This is a genomic window from Dickeya lacustris, assembly GCF_029635795.1.
Taxonomy (GTDB): domain Bacteria; phylum Pseudomonadota; class Gammaproteobacteria; order Enterobacterales; family Enterobacteriaceae; genus Dickeya; species Dickeya lacustris.
Window position 1 is genome coordinate 3,943,914 of the sequence record NZ_CP114280.1, and the last position, 20,856, is coordinate 3,964,769.

Here is a 20,856-nt window from a genome sequence, read left to right on the forward strand (position 1 = left end):
ACATTTTTTCCCTAAAAATAGCCGGTTTGTACTGTTTGTTTGGGTTGTGAGCAGTATGGTGAGAAAAGCGCCAGAAAGCGCGCTTTTTACCGCCTTTCAAAAGAAAAACGGGCCTGTATAGGCCCGTTTGAAACAACTTATTGGTAGGCTGATTGATGCACGCCCACAGCGCGGCCTGATGGATCATCCATTTTCTTGAAGGATTCATCCCATTCGATGGCCTTAGCGGAGGAGCAGGCAACTGACGGGCCGCCAGGCACGCATTCTGCGGCGCTCGGTACCGGGAACAGTTCCTCAAAGATTTCACGGTACAGGTAAGCTTCTTTGGACGCTGGCGTGTTATATGGGAACCGGAAGTGTGCGGTTTCCAGCTGTTGATCGCTCACTTGCGCCGCAGCGACTTCTTTGAGCGTATCTATCCAACTGTAGCCCACGCCATCAGAGAACTGCTCTTTCTGACGCCATGCGACACTGTGCGGCAGATAAGATTCGAAGCATTCGCGCAGAATGTGTTTTTCCATTTTGCCGTTGCCGCACATCTTATCTTTCGGGTTAATACGCATCGCCACATCCAGGAATTTCTTGTCAAGGAAGGGAACGCGTGCTTCCACACCCCAGGCAGACATCGCTTTGTTGGCGCGGGCGCAGTCATACTGGTGCAATGCCAGCAGCTTACGCACGGTTTCTTCATGCAATTCTTTCGCGTTAGGCGCCTTGTGGAAATAGAGATAACCGCCGAAGACTTCATCCGAACCTTCGCCGGAGAGCACCATTTTGATGCCCATGGCTTTAATCTTACGCGACATCAGGTACATCGGTGTTGAAGCCCGGATGGTGGTCACGTCATAGGTTTCAATGTGGTAAATCACATCACGAATGGCATCAAGCCCTTCCTGAACGGTGAAATGAATCTCGTGGTGTACGGTGCCAAGATGCTCTGCAACATCACGCGCGGCTTTCAGATCCGGCGCACCTTCTAAACCAACGGCAAATGAGTGCAATTGTGGCCACCAGGCTTCGCTGCGCTCTTCGTCTTCTACGCGGCGGGCGGCGAATTTTTTGGTAATGGCGGAAATGACCGACGAATCCAGACCACCGGATAACAATACGCCATAAGGCACGTCAGACATCAGGTGACTTTTAACAGACTCTTCCAGCGCTTCACGCAGGGCAACGGCATCGGTCTCATTGTCTTTGACGTTCTCGTAATCGAACCAGTCACGACGATAGTATTCGCGAATCTCACCGTCCTGGCTCCACAGGTAACTGCCCGCCGGGAACTCTTTGATGGTACGACAAACGGGCACCAGCGCTTTCATTTCAGAGGCGACATACAGGTTGCCGTGTTCGTCATAACCCATATATAGCGGAATAATGCCAAGATGGTCACGGCCAATCAGGTAGGCGTCTTTTTCGCTGTCATACAGGGCGAAGGCAAACATGCCACGCAGTTCATCCAAAAATTCCGGCCCTTTCTCCTGATACAGCGCCAGAATGACTTCGCAGTCAGAACCGGTCTGGAACTGGTAGCGGTCGCCGTATTGCTGGCGCAGAGCCTGATGGTTGTAAATTTCACCGTTCACGGCCAGAACGTGGGTGTGAGCCTGATTGTAGAGCGGTTGCGCGCCGGTGTTGACATCGACAATCGAGAGGCGCTCATGAGCCAGAATGGCTTTATCGCTGGCATAGATACCCGACCAGTCTGGGCCGCGATGGCGCATCAGTCGTGACAACTCAAGCGCTTTTTTACGCAGTTCAACCGGGTCGGTTTTCAGATCAAGCACACCAAAAATAGAACACATACAAGAGGCTCCCTTCATTACGCCCATGGCGTCAAAACAGTCAGAATTGAGGGCGGTTATCAGCAGTTTCCCTGCCGCATGCCATCATCGTTGATGATGTTCCGCCGTGTCGGTAACACTGATTTAGCATCAAAACAGTATGGCAATTCAATATCATTTAATGAAAAAAGCCATTGTGCTGATGAATAGGCAATTTTATGGGGGATTTATTCTTTTTTCTTTAAAAGGGCAGTGAGAAGGTGCCGGATTTTTAGCGATTGCATAATCCGGCCTTATGGTAGGAAGGTAAACTTACTGATTTTCAAGCAGACGCTGTAGCAAAACGCCGTTGAGCATGGCGCGTTTGACCAGCGCGAAAGCGCCAATGGCTGACAGATGCTGTAGCTCGGACACCACGACCGGCAAATGCTGACGAAACTCTTTGAGAACCTGCGTGTGAATACAGCGCTCAATCGCGGGTAATAATAAGCGGCTGGATTCGGTAATTTCTCCTGCTATCACCACGCGCTGCGGGTTAAATAAATTGATGGCTATCGAAATGGCTTTACCCAACTGCTGGCCGGCGGTTTCAATCAGGTTGGTGGCCAGAATGTCGCCTTTATTTGCCGCTTTACAAATCGCGTTAATCTGACAGTTGTCTACCGTCAGTTTGCTGCTAAACCCCTGCTGCAAGAGGTGGCGAGCACGCTGTTCGAGCGCACCGTTTGATACTACGGTTTCAAGACAACCAAAGTTGCCGCAGTGGCAGCGATCGCCCAGCGGATCAAGCTGGATATGGCCAATTTCGCCAACATTGCCGTTGCTGCCAAGAAAGATTTGTCCATTGACCAAAATCCCTGCGCCAGTGCCACGATGCACTCGCACCAGCAGCGAGTCCTGGCAGTCACGAGTGGCACCGAAGTAGTGTTCGGCCAATGCGAGGCTGCGAATATCATGGCCGACGAAACTATGCACCTGGAAGCGTTGACGCAGGTTCTCCACCAATGGCCAGCGGTTGACCTCAATATGCGGCATGTAATGCACTACCCCTGCCAGCGGGTCTACCAGACCAGGCAATACAACGGAAATGGCGATTAATTCGCGAAGTCGGCGCTGATGCTGGTTAATGAAGTTAGCGATGGCGTCAAACAAGGCATATTGCAAGCTCTCTTGTGTTTGCTGCGGCAGAGCGCAGTGTTCTTCTTCGAGCCGTTTGCCTTGCAGATCGTACAACGCAAGGGTGGCGTCATGGCGGCCAAGCCTGACTGCTACCGTATGAAACGGGCGCGTTTCCGAAACGATAGAGATAGCGCGCCGCCCGCCAGTAGACGCTTGCTGGTCAACTTCTTTTATCAAGCCGCGCTCAAGTAGCTGGCGGGTGATTTTTGTGACGCTGGCGGGGGCAAGTTGGCTTTGTTCGGAAATTTGAATTCGCGAAATCGGCCCTTGCTGATCAATCAGGCGGTACACGACCGCACTGTTTAACTGTTTGACCAGATCAATATTTCCTATCTGGGTGTGTCCGCCTGGGGTCATGACGCATTACTCGTGTTGATTCAATCGTGGTCAGCGCGAGTGATAGGTTTCCTCGCCATTGACGAACGTACTGATGATAGCTAAATCTCGGGACATCACCGTCAGGTTCGCCACCTTCCCGACGCAGAGACTGCCGAGACGGTGGTCTTCTGCGATGGCTCTTGCCGGGTAGAGCGTTGCCATTCTGAGCGCCTCTTCCAGTGCAATGCCCGCGTGTTCTACGCAATTGCGTACAGCATCAATCATGGTCAGAGCCGACCCACTGAGGGTGCCGTGCTCATCGACACAGATACCGTCACGGTAGTATATGGGTTTACCGGCAAATGTGAACTGGTCGATATCAGAGCCTGCCGGTGCAGTGGCATCCGTCACCAGCACCAGCTTGTCACCTTTGATGCGTTTCGTGTTACGGATGTTTGCCCAACTGACATGATGACCGTCGGCAATAATGCCACAATAAATTTCCGGTGCGTCGTAAACCGCGCCGACCAGCCCAGGTTCGCGGCCGCTTAATGGCGGCATGGCATTAAACAGGTGGGTTGCAAAGCGGATGCCGGCTGCAAAGCCGCGTTTGGCCTGCTCCCAGCTCGCATTGGAGTGCCCGGCAGAAACAATGATACCTGCGGCGTTAAGACGCTGTATTAAGGCTTCCGGCACGGTTTCCGGCGCTAGCGTAATTTTGCTGATAACATCTGCATTTTCACACAGATACTCGACCAGTTCGTCGTCTGGCTCGCGAATCAGGTTTGCGTCATGGGTGCCTTTTTTGGCGCGATTAAGCCAGGGGCCTTCGAGGTGCAGCCCTAATGCCTGATGGCGATGCTGGGCAAGCCAGGCCCGCATCACGCCGATACCATGGCGCATATACTCGTCGGAAGAGGTAATCAATGTGGGTAAAAAACTGGTGCATCCTGAGCGCTCGTTTGCGCGTTGCATGGTGCTGAGGGTTTTGACCGAAATATTTTCCAGCGCATCGTTAAATTGTACGCCGCCACAGCCATTGAGTTGCAGATCAATAAAGCCGGGACTGAGCAGCGCCCCCTCAAGGGAGGTGCGCGGAAGGGTAGCCGGTACGTCACGGCTAGGACAGACAGCTTGGATCAAGCCGTTAGCGATGATGACAGCATGGTCATCCAGTATCTGATGGCCGGTAAAAATTCGACCATGGGTTAACGCGAACATCATAAGCTCCTGGCTTACCGGTTACAGATTATTGAGATTGTCAGCTTCCAGCTCACGGAAATATTTAACGGTTTTCACCTTTAACTCCATGGTGGAAGGCTCATCACATACCATGATGGCTTTAGCATGTAATTGCAGGCAACTGATAGTCCACAGGTGATTGACATTACCTTCAACAGCGGCCTGAAGCGCCAGCGCTTTATGGCGTCCTGACACCAGAATCATCACTTCCTCGGCATCTAGCAGCGTACCGACGCCGACGGTCAGCGCGTATTTAGGAACCTGGCTGACATCCCCGTTGAAAAAGCGGGAGTTGGCGATACGCGTTTCTTCTGTCAACGTTTTGATACGAGTACGGGACACCAGCGATGAGGCGGGTTCGTTAAACGCGATATGACCATCATTCCCAACGCCCCCCATAAACAGGTGAATTTTGCCGTAAGATTTGATTTTGTCTTCATATCGTTGACATTCCGCCTCGATATCCTGTGCGTTACCGTCTAGCAGGTTAATATTTTCATCAGGAATATCAATGTGATTGAAGAAGTTCTGGTACATGAAGGTACGATAACTTTCTGCATGATCCGGCGGTAAGCCAACGTATTCATCCATATTAAAGGTGACAACATGTTTGAAGCTGACGGCACCTGCCTGATGAAGTTCAATTAACGATTTATAGGCTTCCAGCGGTGAACTTCCGGTTGGCAGCCCCAGCAGGAACGGCTTTTCCGCCGTTGGCTTAAAGGCGGCAATCCGGTTTGCAATATGGCGGGCAGCCCACTTGCCAACCTGGGCTGGGGTAGTTAATGGAATCAATCTCATAAGGCTCTCCTGGTCGCGCGGGCTAAATACATGCCGCCATCTCTGTTCACGGTTCGCGGCTATCGGGATTCTGTCTTAACATGGCGATATTCAGTGATGACAACCGAGCGCGATTGTTTCACTTTAATCTCTGCTCGCTAGTGTATCTTGTTTTTTTTAGTCTTGAAATAAGTTGTATAAATGAAGCTTCATAAACTTTTTGTATGTGATTTTGTAGTGATTTTTATCACATAATCACGGTTATTAATTTGCGTGGCGAAATATTTTTTTGCACTCTGACCAGGCCCACAAGGCTGGCGGGTTTTTTTAATGACAAGGCTGACAGACAATTTTATTGCCCGTAAAGGGCAAGAGGGGGGAAGGTGAGTACACTCAGTTATTTACAGAAGGTAGGTCGCGCCTTGATGGTGCCGGTTGCGACATTACCCGCCGCCGCCATCCTGATGGGGGTCGGATACTGGATTGATCCTGTAGGTTGGGGAAGCGAGAACGCGCTGGCGGCATTGCTGATTAAATCTGGTGCGGCCATCATTGAGCATATGGCGGTGCTGTTTGCCGTCGGGGTGGCATATGGCATGTCAAAAGATAAGGATGGTGCGGCGGCATTATCCGGTTTCGTTGGTTATCTGGTACTGACTACGCTGTGTTCTCCGGCAGCTGTGGCAATGATTCAACATATTCCGCTGGCGAATGTGCCTAAAGCGTTTGGCAAAATTGAAAACCAATTTATTGGTATTTTAGTCGGGGTGATCGCCGCTGAACTGTATAACCGCTATAGCCACGTCAAATTACCCGAAGCGCTCTCTTTCTTTAGTGGCCGCAGACTGGTGCCGATATTGGTGTCATTGCTGATGATTGTGGTCGCATTTGTACTGATGTATGTCTGGCCGGTTATCTATAACGCGCTGGTTGGGTTTGGTGAGCAGATTCAACAATTGGGATCGGTGGGTGCCGGTGTGTATGCCTTCTTTAACCGTCTGCTCATTCCTGTTGGGCTGCACCATGCGCTTAACTCCGTATTCTGGTTTGACGTTGCCGGTATTAACGATATTCCCAACTTCCTGAGTGGCCAGCAGGCCATTGACGCCGGTAAAGCGATTCCCGGTATCACCGGTCGTTATCAGGCAGGGTTCTTCCCGATTATGATGTTTGGCTTGCCTGGCGCTGCGCTGGCGATTTACCACTGCGCTCGTCCTGAGAATCGCAGCCGGGTGGCGGGAATTATGATGGCCGCCGCGTTTGCTGCCTTTTTCACCGGTATCACCGAGCCACTGGAATTCTCTTTTATGTTTGTGGCTCCGGTATTGTATGTTCTGCATGCTTTGCTAACCGGTATTTCAGTCTTTATTGCTGCCAGTATGCAGTGGATCGCAGGTTTTGGTTTCAGTGCCGGTTTGGTTGACCTGGTGCTTTCTTCTCGCAATCCGCTGGCGACGCATTGGTACATGTTGCTGCTGCAAGGTTTCGTCTTTTTCGTTATTTATTATCTGGTTTTCCGCTTCACCATTACTCGCTTTAACCTGATGACGCCAGGGCGTGAGCGTGAAACGGGCTCGGATGCGGCGCCAGCGCAGGCTCCGGCAGGCGCTGCAAGCAGCCAGGCGATAGCGCAGGGATATTTACAGGCGATTGGCGGGGCAAATAATCTGACTGGCATTGATGCCTGTATTACTCGTTTGCGCCTGAGCGTGAAAGATTCTGCGCTGGTGGATGAAACCGCCGCTCGCCAGCTCGGTGCGGCTGGGGTGATTCGTCTTAATAAGCAGAGTGTGCAAATTGTGGTTGGAACACAGGCTGAGAGTATTGCCGCAGCGTTGCGTGATGTTTCATCGACGATAGCGGATTGACGTTGTCTGATTCGCGCCTACCGCGCGTTCGCTGAGTGTTAAACGTGAAAACGGAGTGCATGTGAACCATGGGCTCCGTTTTTTTATCTTAAACTTTCGTGAAACAAACGGTTGTTTCAAAGCGTGGCTTGTTGGATCATTAGCGGTTATGGGTTGTTTTTTCGTATTTTGAGGAACCAAACATGAGTGAGGCTGAAGCCCGCCCAACCAACTTTATTCGTCAGATTATTGATGAAGATCTGGCTTCTGGTAAGCATGAGCATATACAGACTCGTTTCCCGCCGGAGCCAAACGGTTATCTGCATATTGGCCATGCAAAATCTATCTGCCTGAATTTTGGTATCGCAGAGGATTACAGCGGTCAGTGCAATCTGCGCTTTGATGACACGAACCCAGTGAAGGAAGACATTGAATACGTCGAATCCATCAAACATGACGTGCAATGGCTGGGGTTTTCATGGAGTGGCGAAGTCCGCTATTCATCTAATTATTTCGACCAGTTGTACCTTTATGCGGTTGAGCTGATTAATAAAGGCCTGGCCTATGTCGATGAATTGACGCCTGAGCAGATTCGTGAATATCGCGGTACGCTGACGACCGCCGGGAAAAATAGTCCATATCGCGATCGCGGTGTGCAAGAGAACCTGGCGTTGTTTGAAAAAATGCGCGCCGGTGATTTTGCCGAAGGCACTGCTTGCCTGCGCGCCAAAATCGATATGGCCTCACCGTTTATCGTGATGCGTGACCCGGTGTTATACCGCATCAAGTTTGCCGAGCATCACCAGACCGGCAACAAATGGTGCATCTACCCAATGTATGACTTTACCCACTGCATTTCCGATGCGCTGGAAGGGATTACGCATTCATTGTGTACACTGGAATTTCAGGATAACCGCCGCCTGTATGATTGGGTGCTGGATAACATCACGATTCCGGCGCATCCTCGTCAGTATGAGTTTTCTCGCCTGAATCTGGAATACGCGGTGATGTCTAAGCGTAAACTGAATCTGTTGGTGAGCGAGAAAGTCGTCGAAGGGTGGGATGACCCGCGTATGCCGACGATTTCCGGCTTGCGTCGTCGTGGCTATACCGCTGCGTCTATCCGTGAGTTTTGCCGCCGTATCGGTGTGACCAAGCAGGACAACACCGTGGAAATGGCCGCTCTGGAGTCTTGCATTCGCGACGATTTGAATGAGAGCGCCCCACGTGCCATGGCAGTGCTCGACCCCGTCAAGGTGGTGATTGAGAACTTACCTGAAGGGCATGAAGAGTGGCTTGCGATGCCAAATCATCCCAACAACCCAGAGATGGGGACGCGCCAGGTAGCGTTTAGCCGCGAAGTGTATATCGATCGCGCTGATTTCCGTGAAGAAGCCAATAAGCAATACAAACGTCTGGTGCTTGGTAAAGAAGTGCGTCTGCGCAATGCGTATGTCATTAAGGCCGAACGCATTGAGAAAGATGAGCAAGGCGTAATCACGGCTATCTATTGCAGCTATGATTCGCAAACGCTGAGTAAAGATCCGGCAGATGGGCGCAAAGTAAAAGGCGTTATTCACTGGGTGTCGGCGTCGCATGCTGTACCGGCTCAGTTCCGTTTGTACGATCGCTTGTTCAGCGTAGCTAACCCAGGCGCTGCGGACGATTTTCTCTCCACTATCAACCCGGATTCGTTGAAAGTGGTTGAGGGGGTTGTTGAGGCAAGCTTGCGTGAGGCCCCGGTTGAGAAGGCTTATCAATTTGAACGCGAAGGGTATTTCTGCGCCGATCGTCTCTATTCAAGCGCGGATAATCTGGTGTTCAATCGCACGGTAGGTCTGCGTGATAGTTGGGCCGGTTAAAACGTTGCCCGCGATGCGAACTAAAAATAAAACCGCCGAGGCGGTTTTATTTTTTTGTGCAGTAATTCGGCGTACCGTTTGTGTGATTAACGCCCGTCGTGTGCGCTTTCATCTTCACGGCAATCGCCGTTGCTGCAATGGCCGTAAAGATACAAACTGTGGTTGGTCAGTTTGATGCCATATTTTTCGGAAATCTCACGCTGACGAGCTTCAATTGACTCATCACTAAACTCAATGACTCGGCCACAATCCAGACAAATCAGGTGATCATGGTGGTGCTGCTGAGTCAGCTCGAAAACGGATTTGCCGCCTTCAAAGTTGTGGCGGGTAACAATACCTGCATCATCAAACTGATTCAGTACGCGATAAACAGTGGCAAGGCCGATTTCCTCGCCCATATCAATCAGTTTCTTGTATAAATCTTCCGCACTGACGTGGTGGCATTGAGGGTCCTGAAGCACTTCCAGAATTTTCAGTCTCGGAAGCGTTACTTTCAGGCCAGCCTTTTTTAATGCGGTGTTGTTGTCAGTCATGCGGATTTAGTCCTGTTACGTGCTTTATCTGGGAGGCTATAAGCCTGATGTCGTCGGTTGGCTTAAAAAAGGTCACAGCGCATCAATTATAGAACTGTGGCGTTAAAATGAAAACCACCGAACTTTTACAATATAATACTCACCAACTCGCTGTTTTTTGTGTTCTTTGTGGCAAAACGCAGGTTGTATGGCAAGAGAAGTGCAAGGTGCGATACGGCCAAACATGTGGATAGTGTACCTTGCCGGGGAAAAAAGTTAAAAAATTGTACAACTGATTGCGATAGTTTTTATCTATCGCTATTTTGGCATTTGCCTTTTTTACCAATGCCGATAATAACAAACCCGATGATTCAGCGAGTTGTGCCCCACCAACCTCTGCATGCGAATAATTTGTATGCGGGTAAACAGCGGGGCTCTGGGTGACAGTCGCGCAGAGCCCCGTTCTGGCTTAGGCCAGCAATGCTTTCAGGTTCAGTTCTTCGCTGATTTGTTTGACCCACGTGCTAACACGCTCGCCAGTCAATTCCGGCTGACGGTCTTCGTCAATCGCCAGACCGATAAAATGGTTGTCATCGGCCAGACCTTTCGACGCTTCAAAGTAATAGCCCTGCGTTGGCCAGTGACCGACAATCGTCGCGCCGCGCGGTTCGATGATGTCACGGATTGTCCCCATGGCATCGCAGAAGTATTCTGCATAATCTTCCTGGTCGCCACACCCGAAAAGTGCGACCAATTTACCTTCAAAATCAATCTCTTCAAGCGTTGGGAAAAAGTCATCCCAATCACACTGTGCTTCACCGTAATACCAGGTTGGAATGCCCAGCAGCAGGATGTCAAAACGTTCAAGGTCTTCCTTGCTGCTTTTGGCAATATCGTGTAGCTCGGCAACGTCGCTGCCCAGATGCTGCTGGAGAGTTTTGGCAATATTTTCAGTATTGCCTGTGTCACTGCCAAAAAAAATGCCTATGAGAGCCATAGATATAATAACCTCTTGATTCTTAAGGGTATGGTTTCTGCGTTACCCGCTATGCGCTAATCATAGCAGACACACTCTGATGGATAAACGTGTATCTGTAACCACAGAAGCAAATGGCGGAAGTCAGCGATTTGCCTGTTTTTTAACCTTCGCCTTAATGTTTTTTTAATTTTTTTAAAATACCATGGTTGAACTATATAACTGAAAATGTGGATAATTAAAAAAATATATAATTTATATTAGCTTTTAAACGGATATCACGATCTAAATGTTCCTTTGTTTTTGACGATTACAGAACATAGTGCTTCTATGAAATGTAAGTGTGCAGCAATGTTTTTTACAAAACGACGACCATAATAAATTCTGTCAACCCTGTTTGCGTGACGTCTGTTTCGTTGCATCTACCACAACATGTCTTACCCGACCAATAGCTCACGTATGGAGTCAACTATGCAATTCCTGAAAAATATAGCCATCCGCACCGCGATGCTCTGGGTGCTTGGTGTCTTCTGTGTGTTATGGATTGCGGTTTCGGTCTATACCATGTACTCATTTCGAACCATGAACGAAACGTCCAAAACCAGCGCATTGCTGGTCAATAATATGGACTTGGTTAACACGGGTAACGATCAATATTTCCGCATGGTAACGCGCCTGGCGAGGGCGATTGATTACCGCCAGAGCAATGACAATCAAAAGGCCGATGAGCAGCAAAAGTCCGCTCAGGCGGCGCTGGACTTACTGAAATCCAACCTTGAAGCATTTAAAAAGATTGACCATGCAGGCATGTCACAAGAGCTGGTCGAGGCGGTGATTCGTGACTGGGGCAACCTGATCACTCAGGGTGTTGACCCAATGTTCCAGCGTGCGGCGGATAAAAAATTCGATGAGTACGATAAATACGCCAAAGATATCGTGCCCGCTTTTAGCCGCCAGTTTAACACGTCCTTTACTGCGTTTAATAAAGCAGGGTCAGCGATGTTTGTGGATGCCGGTGCGCGGCTTCAGAGCATTACAGGCGTTGGACAAACCATTCTGCTGGCGGGGTTGATTGCCGGTTTAGTGATGCTGTTTCTGACAGATCGTTATCTGGTGGCCTATCTGGTGCGGCCGTTGAATGATCTGCGCGATCATTTCCAGGTCATTGCCGATGGCCGTTTAAGTAAGCCAATTCTGGATTTTGGTAACAACTGTGTCGGTAAACTGTTTCCGCTATTGCGGCATATGCAGAGCAGTTTAGCGAATACCGTTAGCACCATTCGTCACAGCGCAGAGTCTATTTATCAAGGCGTGTCAGAGATAGCGTCAGGCAATAACGATTTGGCCTCCCGCACGGAGTCTCAGGCGGCGGCGCTGGAAGAGAGCGCTGCAAGTATGGAGCAGTTAACGTCCACGGTGAAACAAAACGCAGAAAATGCCAGCCACGCGAGCCAGTTAGCGCGTCAGGCATCGCAAACGGCCAGTAAAGGTGGCGAGTTGGTTGATAACGTGGTGAAAACCATGGCGGAAATCTCCGGCAGCTCGAAGAAAATTGCTGAAATAACCAGCGTTATCAATGGGATTGCTTTCCAGACGAATATTCTGGCGCTGAACGCTGCTGTGGAAGCGGCGCGTGCGGGCGAGCAGGGGCGTGGATTTGCGGTGGTTGCGGGCGAAGTCAGAAGTCTGGCACAGCGCAGCGCGCAGGCGGCCAAAGAGATTGAAGGGCTGATTGCTGAATCTGTACGCTGTGTCGATAACGGCTCTAATCTGGTGGCCGATGCCGGTACTACCATGAGTGACATCGTCAAAGCTGTCACCAACGTAACCGATATCATGTCTGAGATTGCCACAGCATCCGATGAACAAAGCAAAGGTATTGCTCAGGCGGGATTGGCTATTACGGAAATGGACGGAGTAACGCAACAAAACGCCGCGCTGGTGCAACAGGCTTCTGCGGCAACCCGTTCGCTGGAAGAGCAGGCGATGGTGCTGACCGAAGCGGTTTCCGTATTCCGTTTGACAGAAGATAACGCTGGCGCTGGTATGGCGAGACGCGAGCGTCCGGCTGCTCCCAAAGCGGTGGCGGCCCCGGCCAGTAAAGCACTGCCCGCGACGACCGCTCGAAGTGCGAAAGGCGCGGATAACTGGGAAACATTCTGAGGCAATAAGGCATGAGTGGAGTTGGCGTCACGGATGACGCCTGAAAAAGCGGTATTCTCGCCTTGGGTTTTATAGATTACGTTGCGTTTATAAACCGTGTTGCGTTTATAAATTGCGTTGGGTTTATAAATAGAAGGAAAGGGACGTCACCGCAACTCGGCCATATGTCAGTGACATGCGTTAGTTTATGGCCCTGTCTGTGTCTAACTGGTCGAATACACCGCTATCCGAATAACTCACCACTCGAATACATTACCACTCGAATAACCCACTGCCTCAACTAACAGCGCCCGGCGCATGAATGGGCGGTGTTAATCTTGTTTATCTGCCAACTGTGCCAACAACATCTGCTCAATGAGTTCACTGCGGCTGATATTTTGTTTTTCTGCCAGCGCATTGAGAATATCTACCGCCTCGCTGTTGATTTTTAATTCAACGCGCCGTAACCCACGCACCCGGTCACGCCGCAATTGGTTGCGTTTATTAATTCTCAGCTGTTCGTCGCGAGAGAGCGGACTTGTTTTGGGCCGCCCTGGTCGGCGCTCATTCGCGAACAGATCAAGCGTAGTGCGATCCGTTTGTTCTTTTGCCATAGGTAGTGGTCGTGCAAGAAATCCGGCCAAAACGCCAAACACGACTGCGGTTTTTGCCTCTGTTCAGGTCATCGACAGCAGTTGATGTGTGTTGGTGTTTTGATGAAATGTGGTTAATGATGCAAGCGGCCAGCCAGCCGTTCCTTACTGCGCGCGCCATCATACCTCAGCCGTTGTAGCGGCGACAACGGTTTACTGGCGTTCATCCCGTATTTAAGCGAGGGAGGAACACCAGTGTCATCCTTGAAAGACGAGTGGCCGCAGCGAGTGGCAAACGCGGCTTAGTGCGTGTCAAGAAAGCGGTGAATCGCGCGCAGAACGGCGTCGGGTTTTTCTGCGTGTACCCAGTGGCCAGCGCCGCTAACCACATGTGCTTTGGCATTGGGGAATTGACGCAATAGCGCCTGGCGATGTTCATCGTCAAGGTAAGGTGAGAGGCTGCCGCGAATAAAGAGAATAGGGCCGGGCCAGGGCGTAATCTCTTCCCAGCCAACAATATGCATGTATTGATCCCACAATACGGGGACGTTAAAACGCCACTCGCCTTGTTGAAAAGATTTCAGCAGAAACTGTATTACGCCCTCGTCGTCCGCCAGATGGCGGCGCATGGCATCAGCGGCTTCGGCGCGTTGTGTTATACCGGCATCGCTGACGGCGCGGAGGGCGGCAAAGACGTTATCGTGGCGGCGAACCTGATAGTCAACTGGCGCGATATCAATGGCCACAATACATGCAATGCGCTCGCCGAGCGATGCGCTAAGGGCCATAGACACTTTCCCGCCCATCGAATGACCGACAAGAATGACGCGTTGTAACCCTAATTCTTCGATAAGCTCTTGTACATCCTGCGCCATAACGGCGTAATTCATCTCTGGCGAACGGGGCGAGAGGCCGTGATTTCGTAAGTCTATCTGCAAGATATCATGATGTTTTTGCAGATTGCGCGCCAGTACGCCAAGATTATCCAGATTACCAAACAGGCCGTGAATGAGGACAATTGGTAATTGATGCTGCGGCTGTTGTGCATTTTGCCAGCGATAATTCAATTTCATGGTGAAGTTCATTCAGACAGACAGTAGCTTAGGGTATCATGACTTTAACATGCGCCTATGCTGAGGGATAAATCCTGTCAGGATTTCTGTTGTCAGGAGAAGTGATGTTGTCGTGCGCCGCTTGTGGCGAACGAGGCGTAATGCGGTTATCGAGAAATGATGTGCTGTCGGGGGTGGCGCCGATTAGCCGTAAGCCTCTGGCGCTGACACGGCGGCGGCGGTTCGGATAATCCCGAATGTAGGTTGCCATCGCCTGCGGTTGTGGGTGGGTTGGGCAGAGTCTGTATAATTTCTGACGATTGATTAAAGACATAAAACTGTACTGGATAAAGATGAAAACTATTGAGGTAGACGACGAGCTTTACCGTTATATCGCCAGCCACACTCAACATATTGGCGAAAGTGCATCGGATATTTTACGGCGTATGCTGAAATTTGGCAGTGTGCCCCCCGTCGCTGAGGCCGCTGTGCCTGCATCGCAAAGTGCCGAACCCGTCACCGTACAGCCCGCCCGCGATCGGGTGAGAACCATGCGTGAGTTACTGCTATCGGATGAGTACGCCGAGCAGAGCCGGGCGGTCAATCGTTTTATGATGGTATTGTCTGAACTTTATCGTCTGTCACCCGAGACATTCGCTGCTGCCACCGAGTCGCTGCATGGCCGTACACGGGTTTATTTCGCGACCGATGAGCAAACATTACTGCTGCACGGTGCTCAAACCAAACCCCGCCCGATAGAGGGCACACCCTATTGGGTTATCACCAATACCAATACTGGTCGTAAACGCAGCATGGTTGAGTACATCATGCTGGCAATGCAGTTCCCGCCGGAACTGACTGAGAAAGTTTGCGGCACTATTTAAATCACTGCTTACATCATTGTGTCAGGAAGAAACGCCTATGGCCAACCACCCGAGAGCCGGACAACCAACCCGGCAAAGCGACCTGATTAATGTCGCACAGTTGACATCGCAATATTATGTGCTGCGCCCGGATGTTACCAACCCGGCTCACAGCGTGAAGTTCGGCACATCCGGTCATCGCGGCAGCGCTGCCCGCCACAGTTTTAACGAGGCGCACATTTTGGCTATTGCTCAGGCGATTGCCGAAGAACGCAGCCGCCAGGGGATTACCGGCCCGTGCTATGTCGGTAAAGACACCCATGCGCTGTCTGAACCGGCGTTTATCTCTGTGCTGGAAGTGCTGACAGCGAACGGTGTGGACGTCATTATTCAGCAAGACAACGGATTTACCCCGACGCCAGCCGTCTCTAATGCGATTTTGGTACACAACCGTCAGGGCGGCGCGCTGGCCGATGGCATTGTGATTACGCCCTCGCATAATCCGCCGGAAGATGGCGGCATCAAATATAACCCGCCTAACGGTGGCCCGGCCGATACCAACCTCACCAGTGTGATTGAAAAACGCGCTAATGCGCTGCTGGCCGATAACCTGCGTGACGTGAAACGTCAGTCGCTGGATAACGCGCGCCAAAGCGGGCATTTGCATGAGCGTGATCTGGTTGAGCCGTATGTGGCGGCGCTGGGTGATGTGGTGGATATGGCGGCGATCCAGCGTGCGGGTCTGAAGCTTGGCGTTGACCCGCTTGGCGGTTCGGGCATTGCTTACTGGCAGCGTATTGCCGAGTATTACAAGCTGGATCTGACCTTGGTCAATGATGCTGTTGACCAAACATTCCGCTTTATGACGCTGGATCACGATGGCGTTATCCGTATGGATTGTTCATCGGTTTCCGCCATGGCCGGGTTACTGGCGCTGCGTGATAAGTTCGATTTGGCGTTTGCCAATGACCCGGATTATGACCGCCACGGGATTGTAACCCCGGCAGGGCTGATGAACCCCAACCACTATCTGGCGGTGGCGATTAACTACCTGTTCCGTCATCGTCTGCAGTGGAGCGAGTCGGTTGCGGTGGGTAAAACGCTGGTGTCCAGTGCGATGATTGACCGCGTGGTCGCCGATCTTGGCCGCAAACTGGTAGAAGTGCCGGTTGGCTTTAAGTGGTTTGTCGATGGGCTGTTTGATGGCACGCTGGGCTTTGGCGGCGAAGAGAGCGCCGGGGCTTCATTCCTGCGTTTTGACGGCACGCCGTGGTCAACCGATAAAGACGGTATCATCCTGTGTCTGCTGGCGGCGGAAATCACCGCTGTGACCGGTAAAAACCCGCAGCAGCACTATGATGCACTGGCCGAACGCTTTGGCGCGCCAAGCTATAACCGTATACAGGCGTCAGCCAGCCATGCGCAAAAAGCGGCGCTGTCGAAACTCTCGCCTGAGCAGGTGTCCGCCAGTATGCTGGCAGGCGACCCGATAACCGCTCGTCTGACCGCCGCTCCCGGTAACGGCGCATCGATTGGCGGCCTGAAAGTGATGACCGATAACGGCTGGTTTGCCGCGCGTCCTTCCGGCACCGAGGAAGCCTACAAGATTTATTGCGAAAGTTTCCTGGGCGCGGAACACCGTGAGAAAATCGAACAGGAAGCGGTGGAAATTGTCAGCGCGGTATTAAGCAGCGCACAGTAACCTCCCGGGGTTTCCCCGTTAAGCATCAGGCGCTGTAGCAACAGCGCCTTTTTTATCGCCAACAGGCGCTACCCTAACGCCACCAACAGCGCACCGGCCGAGATAAGTGCCACGCCGATGCCCGCCAGCCACGATATCTTTTCCCCCAGCAACAGCACCGCCAGAATGACAGCGAATACCACACTCAGTTTGTCGATAGGCGCGACTTGCGCCACGCTGCCGCTTTTTAACGCCATAAAGTAAAACAACCACGATAGCGCGCCAGCAACACCGCTGAGAAGAATAAACAGCATCGCCTTATGGTTGGCGAGCACCGTGCCAAACAGCGATGACTTGCCTTGTACGACCACAACGCCAACCAGAAACAGCGCCATAATCACCGCGCGGATAGCGGTGGCGGTGTTGGCATCAAGTTGTTGCAAACCCAGTTTGCCGAACAGTGCCACTAATGCGGCACATAACGCGGACAGTAAGGCGTAAAGCAACCAGCTACTCATGGGAATTTTTCTCACCGATCAAAATGATGATGCTACGCCAGCCCCCCGCCGGGTGCCAGCTATCGTTTAGGGCATAAACCGGTAGCCAATAGCGGTTTCCGTGAGAAAGTGGCGTGGGCGTGCGGGGTCATCTTCGAGTTTCTGGCGCAGGTGGCCCATGTAAATGCGCAGGTAATGGCTATGCTCGACGGCGTTTGGCCCCCAGACCTGATTGAGTAACTGGCGCTGGGTGAGTACCTTGCCGGGGTTGGCCAGCAACGTGGTGAGCAGCCGGAATTCTATTGGCGTTAGGTGCAATGCTTGCTGATTGCGCGTTACCTGGCGGTTTATCAAATCAACCGTAACAGCGGAGAAGCTTACTAACGGGGTTTCTTGCGTCGGTGTGCTAAAGCGGCGCAGCGCCACCCGTACCCGAGCCAGTAACTCGCCAATACCAAATGGCTTGGTGAGGTAGTCATCGGCTCCGGCATCCAGCGCGTCTATCTTGTCTTGTTCATCTGCGCGGGCGGAGAGCACAAGCACCGGGATTGCGCTCCACTGGCGCAGATCGCGAATATAGTCGAGCCCATCGCCATCAGGCAGGCCGAGATCGAGAATGATCAGGTCAGGTTTGCGGGTCGCGGCTTCGATCAGGCCACGCTGTAGCGTCTCGGCATCGAAGACGCGAAAGCCTTCGGCCTCCAGCGCTTGACGCACAAAACGCCGGATCTCTTTTTCATCTTCGACAATCAAAATAGTGGGCTGCAACCGCGTTATCACTCCATCTCTTCAGGGGCGAGCACCGGCGCTGGCAGCAGCGGCAGTGTAAAGTGAAACACTGCGCCGCCTTCATCCGCGTTGCTTGCCCAAATACGGCCACCGTGAATTTCCACGATAGCCCGACAAATTGCCAACCCCAGACCCACGCCGGGAATGGAAGATTCTTTATGCCCACGGGCAAATTTATCAAAAATGACCTTTTCCTGACCCGCCGGGATGCCGGGGCCGTTATCCCGCACCTGCACTTCCAGCATGTCGCTGCCGCTGACTGACAGGACGGGGGCGGCGTAAAGGGTTAGCGTGGCGTGGTCGCCTGCGTATTTAACGGCGTTCTCCAGCAGGTTAATCAGCACCCGTTCAATCAGGCTGGCATCGCACTGCACCAGCACCATCTCTGTCGGCAGTTGTAGGTCAATAGTATGGTTGACCAGCGAATTTTCCAACTGCCGCAGCGCGCTACCGGTTAATTCTTCCAGTGTTTGCCACTCCTTACGCAGGTTAAAACCGTCAGATTGAATGCGCGCCATATCCAGCAAATTGTTCACCAGCCGCGTGGTGCTGAGAATATGCTGGCGAATCTGGCTGGCCTGCGGCGCATAAGGCGACCCTTCAGCCGCCAGATTAAGGGTGAGAATTTCTGCCTGGCCGAACAGCACGGTCAGCGGGGTACGCAGATCGTGTGACAATGCCGCCAGCAGCGAATTGCGCAGTTGCTCACGCTCGGCATCCAGCCTGGCATTTTCGGTACTCTGCACCAGATGTAAGCGCTCTAGCGCATTGGCTATCAGTACGGTAAAGGTTTCCAGCAGGCGTTGCTGCTCGGGGATCATCAACTGGCGCGCATTATTGGGCTCTATGGCGATGACCCCGAAGGTTTGTTGCGGTGTCGCCAGCGGCAAAATCTGATACGGCACACCCGGCAGCGTAGTGGTGCCAGCGCCAGCGGGCGCGGCATGGTCATAGCTCCAGCGGGCGATGGCGTTATCAACCGTCAGGCTGTCCGGTTGTTCTTGCGTCGTGTGCTGGAGGGTTGCCGTTGGGCTGCCAACCGGGTCAGCCAGCAACATAGCGATTTTGGCCTGAAACGTGGTGTGCAAAAAATGGTGGCTGGCGTTAGCGATATCCTGCACCGTCAGGCTGCGGTTCAGCGCCCGCGACATCTCATAGAGATGACGCACCCGTTGTTCGCGGTAACGGGCGACACGCGCCTGATAGCGCACACCGGCCGTCAGGTTGCCGACCAGTATGCCGATGATTAGCATGACGGCAAACGTCACCAGATATTGCGCATCAGCGACGGCGAAGGTGCCTTTGGGCACCACAAAAAACAAGTCGAAACTGGCGACGTTGATGACGGCAGAGAGCACCGATGGCCAGCGGCCATAAAACAGCGCGATGATCACCACGGCCAGCAGATAGAGCATGACCAGATTGACCGGCTCTAGCATCGAAAAGGGCGACCAGAGCGCCAGCAGCGTCACCAGCGCGCATAAAACGATGGCAACGCCACAGCCGTAGAACTGGCGTCGCCATTTGTCTATCAGGCTGCGGCTATCGCTCAGGTTACGCGTTTCGGCGGTTTTGGCGGCGAGCGGCAGGTTATCGTCTTGTACCGAGACGATAACCAAATCGAGATCCGGGCCGAGTTTACCGAGTTTTTCCGAAAAACGAGTGCGATACCAGCCGCCAAAGCGTTGCTCGGCATGGCGACCAATGACGATTTTGCCCAGATTATGCTCGCGGGCGTAGCGCAACACGGCCCGCTCGACTGACGGGTCTGACAAGGTGGCGGTTTCCGCACCCAAATCCTGCGCCAGCTTCAGGGCGCGCAAAATGGCGCGCCGCTCTGCTTCTGGTAAACGGTGCAGGCGCGGCGTTTCCACATAGACCGCATGCCAGACGCTGCCAAGGCGCGCGGCCAGTCGTGCCGCCGTTCGCACCAGTTTTTCATTGCCTCGCCCCCGGCCAATACAGAGCAAAATCGCATCGCGCGTATGCCAGACCCGCTCACGGCCCTGACCGGCGCGCATCGCGCGCATTTGGTCATCAACGCGGTCAGCCATGCGCCGCAGCGCCAGTTCACGCAGCGCCAGTAAATTGCCTTTGCGGAAAAAATTCTCAATGGCCCGCTCGGCTTGCACCGGCAGGTAGACTTTACCTTCGTGAAGCCGCTGGCGCAGGTCGTCTGGCGGCAAATCCACCAGCACCACTTCGCTGGCATCATCAAAAATCGGATCGGGCACGGTTTCCCGTACCCGAATACCGGTGATGCCACCGACGATATCATTCAGGCTTTCCAGATGCTGGACGTTGACGGTGGTAAAGACATCAATGCCCGCATCCAGCAGTTCCTGCACGTCTTGCCAGCGTTTGGGATGGCGGGAGCCGCGAACATTACTGTGCGCCAGCTCATCGATCAAAATCAGCGCCGGGCAGCGCGCCAGCGCAGCATCCAAATCAAACTCATGATGATGGCGACCGTAATGACTGATTTTTTTCAGCGCCAGACAGGGCAGGCCATCAAGCCGGGCCGCAGTTTCGCTGCGTCCGTGCGTTTCTACCACGCCGACCAGCACATCCAGCCCTTGCGCCTTGAGGCGCTGCGCTTCTTGTAGCATCGCGTAGGTTTTGCCTACGCCAGCACAGGCGCCAAAGAAAATTTTCAGTTTGCCGCGCGGCTGTTGCTCAATTTGATTGAGCAGGTCATCGGGGTTAGGGCGCTGGTGTTCCGGGTCAGTCATTACGGTTCCT

Annotated in this window: 16 protein-coding genes; 5 read left to right on the top strand and 11 right to left on the bottom strand. The window is 52.6% G+C overall.

The features are described 5' to 3' along the window. Positions 1 to 137: 137 nt before the first annotated feature. From asnB to nagB, 4 genes are all read right to left on the bottom strand, one after another. Complete coding sequence (asnB, locus tag O1Q98_RS17845; RefSeq protein ID WP_125258808.1) at positions 138 to 1,802, bottom strand: asparagine synthase B; 1,665 nt, start codon at positions 1,800 to 1,802, stop codon at positions 138 to 140. Positions 1,803 to 2,093: 291 nt separating this feature from the next. Then, complete coding sequence (nagC, locus tag O1Q98_RS17850) at positions 2,094 to 3,317, bottom strand: DNA-binding transcriptional regulator NagC (RefSeq protein WP_125258809.1); 1,224 nt, start codon at positions 3,315 to 3,317, stop codon at positions 2,094 to 2,096. A gap of 30 nt (positions 3,318 to 3,347) precedes the next feature. Then, a complete protein-coding gene (gene nagA / locus O1Q98_RS17855; RefSeq protein ID WP_125258810.1) occupies positions 3,348 to 4,499 on the bottom strand; it encodes an N-acetylglucosamine-6-phosphate deacetylase in 1,152 nt (383 codons plus the stop codon). Positions 4,500 to 4,520: 21 nt separating this feature from the next. Next, positions 4,521 to 5,321 (bottom strand): glucosamine-6-phosphate deaminase, encoded by an 801-nt coding sequence (gene nagB / locus O1Q98_RS17860; RefSeq protein ID WP_125258811.1) that lies wholly within the window; start codon positions 5,319 to 5,321, stop codon positions 4,521 to 4,523. A 362-nt stretch (positions 5,322 to 5,683) separates the two neighbouring features. Between nagB and nagE the strand changes: the two genes are divergently transcribed. Continuing rightward, positions 5,684 to 7,168 (top strand): N-acetylglucosamine-specific PTS transporter subunit IIBC, encoded by a 1,485-nt coding sequence (gene nagE / locus O1Q98_RS17865; RefSeq protein ID WP_125258812.1) that lies wholly within the window; start codon positions 5,684 to 5,686, stop codon positions 7,166 to 7,168. Between the two features lie 182 nt (positions 7,169 to 7,350). Next, entirely contained in the window at positions 7,351 to 9,009 is a 1,659-nt protein-coding gene (glnS, locus tag O1Q98_RS17870) for a glutamine--tRNA ligase (RefSeq protein WP_125258813.1), read from the top strand. Positions 9,010 to 9,095: 86 nt separating this feature from the next. Here the strand turns inward: glnS and fur are convergent, their stop codons facing one another. Beyond that, positions 9,096 to 9,542, bottom strand: a complete 447-nt coding sequence (fur, locus tag O1Q98_RS17875; RefSeq protein ID WP_125258814.1) for a ferric iron uptake transcriptional regulator — start codon at positions 9,540 to 9,542, stop codon at positions 9,096 to 9,098. A 448-nt stretch (positions 9,543 to 9,990) separates the two neighbouring features. Then, positions 9,991 to 10,518, bottom strand: coding sequence for a flavodoxin FldA (gene fldA, locus O1Q98_RS17880; protein ID WP_125258815.1), 528 nt, complete (start codon positions 10,516 to 10,518; stop codon positions 9,991 to 9,993). A gap of 450 nt (positions 10,519 to 10,968) precedes the next feature. Here fldA and O1Q98_RS17885 point away from each other — a divergent pair, with 450 nt between their 5' ends. Then, positions 10,969 to 12,660 carry a methyl-accepting chemotaxis protein gene (locus O1Q98_RS17885; protein WP_125258816.1) on the top strand — a complete coding sequence of 564 codons (1,692 nt, stop codon included), beginning with the start codon at positions 10,969 to 10,971 and terminating at the stop codon, positions 12,658 to 12,660. 311 nt (positions 12,661 to 12,971) lie between these two features. On the opposite strand, the gene ybfE is transcribed toward O1Q98_RS17885, so the two are convergent. Further along, positions 12,972 to 13,253 (bottom strand): LexA regulated protein, encoded by a 282-nt coding sequence (gene ybfE, locus O1Q98_RS17890; RefSeq protein ID WP_125258817.1) that lies wholly within the window; start codon positions 13,251 to 13,253, stop codon positions 12,972 to 12,974. A 281-nt stretch (positions 13,254 to 13,534) separates the two neighbouring features. Continuing rightward, a complete protein-coding gene (gene ybfF, locus O1Q98_RS17895; protein WP_125258818.1) occupies positions 13,535 to 14,305 on the bottom strand; it encodes an esterase in 771 nt (256 codons plus the stop codon). 332 nt (positions 14,306 to 14,637) lie between these two features. On the opposite strand from ybfF, the gene seqA reads away from it, so the two are divergent. Both seqA and pgm read left to right on the top strand, forming a co-directional pair. After that, positions 14,638 to 15,168, top strand: coding sequence for a replication initiation negative regulator SeqA (seqA, locus tag O1Q98_RS17900; protein WP_125258819.1), 531 nt, complete (start codon positions 14,638 to 14,640; stop codon positions 15,166 to 15,168). Between the two features lie 37 nt (positions 15,169 to 15,205). Beyond that, a complete protein-coding gene (gene pgm, locus O1Q98_RS17905) occupies positions 15,206 to 16,849 on the top strand; it encodes a phosphoglucomutase (alpha-D-glucose-1,6-bisphosphate-dependent) (RefSeq protein ID WP_125258820.1) in 1,644 nt (547 codons plus the stop codon). 68 nt (positions 16,850 to 16,917) lie between these two features. Here the strand turns inward: pgm and O1Q98_RS17910 are convergent, their stop codons facing one another. From O1Q98_RS17910 to kdpD, 3 genes are all read right to left on the bottom strand, one after another. Continuing rightward, on the bottom strand, positions 16,918 to 17,346 hold the full coding sequence (locus O1Q98_RS17910; protein ID WP_125258821.1) for an EamA family transporter: 429 nt from the start codon (positions 17,344 to 17,346) through the stop codon (positions 16,918 to 16,920). Positions 17,347 to 17,412: 66 nt separating this feature from the next. Next, a complete protein-coding gene (kdpE, locus tag O1Q98_RS17915) occupies positions 17,413 to 18,093 on the bottom strand; it encodes a two-component system response regulator KdpE (protein ID WP_125258920.1) in 681 nt (226 codons plus the stop codon). Between the two features lie 8 nt (positions 18,094 to 18,101). After that, positions 18,102 to 20,846, bottom strand: coding sequence for a two-component system sensor histidine kinase KdpD (gene kdpD, locus O1Q98_RS17920; protein ID WP_125258822.1), 2,745 nt, complete (start codon positions 20,844 to 20,846; stop codon positions 18,102 to 18,104). Between the last annotated feature and the right edge of the window lie 10 nt (positions 20,847 to 20,856).

Coding starts and splice junctions, on each gene's coding strand:
- nagA (WP_125258810.1), bottom strand. CDS start 4,499: ATGTTCGCGTTAACCCATGGTCGAATTTTTACCGGCCATCAGATACTG.
- O1Q98_RS17885 (WP_125258816.1), top strand. CDS start 10,969: ATGCAATTCCTGAAAAATATAGCCATCCGCACCGCGATGCTCTGGGTG.
- seqA (WP_125258819.1), top strand. CDS start 14,638: ATGAAAACTATTGAGGTAGACGACGAGCTTTACCGTTATATCGCCAGC.
- ybfF (WP_125258818.1), bottom strand. CDS start 14,305: ATGAAATTGAATTATCGCTGGCAAAATGCACAACAGCCGCAGCATCAA.
- fldA (WP_125258815.1), bottom strand. CDS start 10,518: ATGGCTCTCATAGGCATTTTTTTTGGCAGTGACACAGGCAATACTGAA.
- pgm (WP_125258820.1), top strand. CDS start 15,206: ATGGCCAACCACCCGAGAGCCGGACAACCAACCCGGCAAAGCGACCTG.
- nagB (WP_125258811.1), bottom strand. CDS start 5,321: ATGAGATTGATTCCATTAACTACCCCAGCCCAGGTTGGCAAGTGGGCT.
- ybfE (WP_125258817.1), bottom strand. CDS start 13,253: ATGGCAAAAGAACAAACGGATCGCACTACGCTTGATCTGTTCGCGAAT.
- glnS (WP_125258813.1), top strand. CDS start 7,351: ATGAGTGAGGCTGAAGCCCGCCCAACCAACTTTATTCGTCAGATTATT.
- O1Q98_RS17910 (WP_125258821.1), bottom strand. CDS start 17,346: ATGAGTAGCTGGTTGCTTTACGCCTTACTGTCCGCGTTATGTGCCGCA.
- asnB (WP_125258808.1), bottom strand. CDS start 1,802: ATGTGTTCTATTTTTGGTGTGCTTGATCTGAAAACCGACCCGGTTGAA.
- nagC (WP_125258809.1), bottom strand. CDS start 3,317: ATGACCCCAGGCGGACACACCCAGATAGGAAATATTGATCTGGTCAAA.
- fur (WP_125258814.1), bottom strand. CDS start 9,542: ATGACTGACAACAACACCGCATTAAAAAAGGCTGGCCTGAAAGTAACG.
- kdpD (WP_125258822.1), bottom strand. CDS start 20,846: ATGACTGACCCGGAACACCAGCGCCCTAACCCCGATGACCTGCTCAAT.